Source organism: Citrobacter sp. S55_ASV_140 (assembly GCF_018919505.1).
In the GTDB taxonomy this organism is placed as follows: domain Bacteria; phylum Pseudomonadota; class Gammaproteobacteria; order Enterobacterales; family Enterobacteriaceae; genus Citrobacter; species Citrobacter werkmanii.
Map to the genome: position 1 here is coordinate 1 of NZ_JAHLQZ010000383.1, position 1,339 is coordinate 1,339.

Sequence of the window (1,339 nt, forward strand, 5' to 3'; positions counted from 1 at the left end):
GGCAACATTGTTCATATTGATACACCGAAAACCATAGCCGATGGCGCTCAGACTCAACACCTTGGACAGTATACGTTTGCGATTATTCAGCAAAACGTGAACGATATTCTGACTGTCTCAGATACTGAATTAGTCACCGCGATGAAATTTATCGCAGAACGAATGAAAATCGTCGTAGAGCCAACTGGCTGTCTGGGTTTTGCCGCCGCCAGAGCACGGAAATCTGAACTGCAGGGTAAGAAAATCGGCATTATTATCAGCGGTGGAAACGTGGACATCAGCCGCTATGGTGAATTGCTGGCTGGATGATAAGCAAGGTATCTGCCATGCAGATACCTTATTCCTGTCTGTACATTCCCGTCTGGAAAAGCGAGCCCTGCTCACTGTAAACTGCTCGTCATCGTGGCAAAAGGCACCACTGCAGGAGACTGGCATGCCAAAAACCGACAATAACTCGCTTCTCAGCCAACTTGATACTATCGCCAGAGGGTTAAGCGAGACCTTTTCTCCCTTTTGTGAAGTGGTTGTTCACGACCTCAAAAAACCTGAACATGCCATTTTGGCCATCCATAATAATCTTTCCGGACGTAAACCAGGCCAACCAGCAACAGAATTGGGTCTGGCGCGCATAGCATCACCAGACTTTCCCAGCATCATCGCCAACTACAGCAATCAGTTTGCTGATGGTCGTCCGGTAAAAAGCACTTCCATTGGTATCAAGGATGAGGACGGTAAATACGTCGCGGCGCTGTGCCTTAATGTTGATATGACGTTGTTTCGGGGTATACAGAGCGCGCTTGCACAATTTACTGAAACCGAAGACTCCCCCATAAAAGAACATATCGATCCCGGTAGTAATGAAGTTATTCGCCAGCGTATTGATGACTTTGCCGCTAAACGCGCGACCACGGCGCGCGCGCTCAAACCTGAAGACCGTAAATTATTGATTCAACAACTCCGTAAAGAAGGTTTGCTGAACGTACGAAAATCAATGGATACCGTCGCGCAGCATTTAGGCGTGTCGCGAGCCACCGCTTACCTGTATGCGCGCCAGTCGGCACACATGCGCGATTAAGCTGATTCAGACAGGCATAACTGCCTCAACTTGCCTGTCAATCATTGCTGGCACGCAGCAAGCCCACTTACGGGGCTGCTTTACAGCCAGAAATTATCATCCAACGAAAAAACGTCACCTTATGACTGCAAAAAATAAACCTTGGCATTCGTAGGTATTTATTTGCGCTGACTGAATTGATAGCTTATTTTTATACAGACGGGGTAAATTTTAGCGGTACTTTAAATGACAGCATCGGCCTTACTTAATCAATGCATAAAATAG

At 47.0% G+C, this 1,339-nt stretch carries 2 protein-coding genes; both read left to right on the forward strand.

Annotation, left to right across the window (positions count from 1 at the left end; genetic code table 11):
• Positions 1–309: pyridoxal-phosphate dependent enzyme (locus KQJ18_RS23995; protein WP_216422951.1), on the forward strand; the 309-nt coding region annotated here is incomplete at its 5' end.
• Between the two features lie 124 nt (positions 310–433).
• Positions 434–1,075 carry a helix-turn-helix transcriptional regulator gene (locus KQJ18_RS24000; protein ID WP_085049411.1) on the forward strand — a complete coding sequence of 214 codons (642 nt, stop codon included), beginning with the start codon at positions 434–436 and terminating at the stop codon, positions 1,073–1,075.
• Positions 1,076–1,339: the final 264 nt, after the last annotated feature.

What these genes read in the sequence shown, in the direction of transcription:
- KQJ18_RS24000 (WP_085049411.1), top strand. Translation starts at nt 434, where the DNA reads ATGCCAAAAACCGACAATAACTCGCTTCTCAGCCAACTTGATACTATC.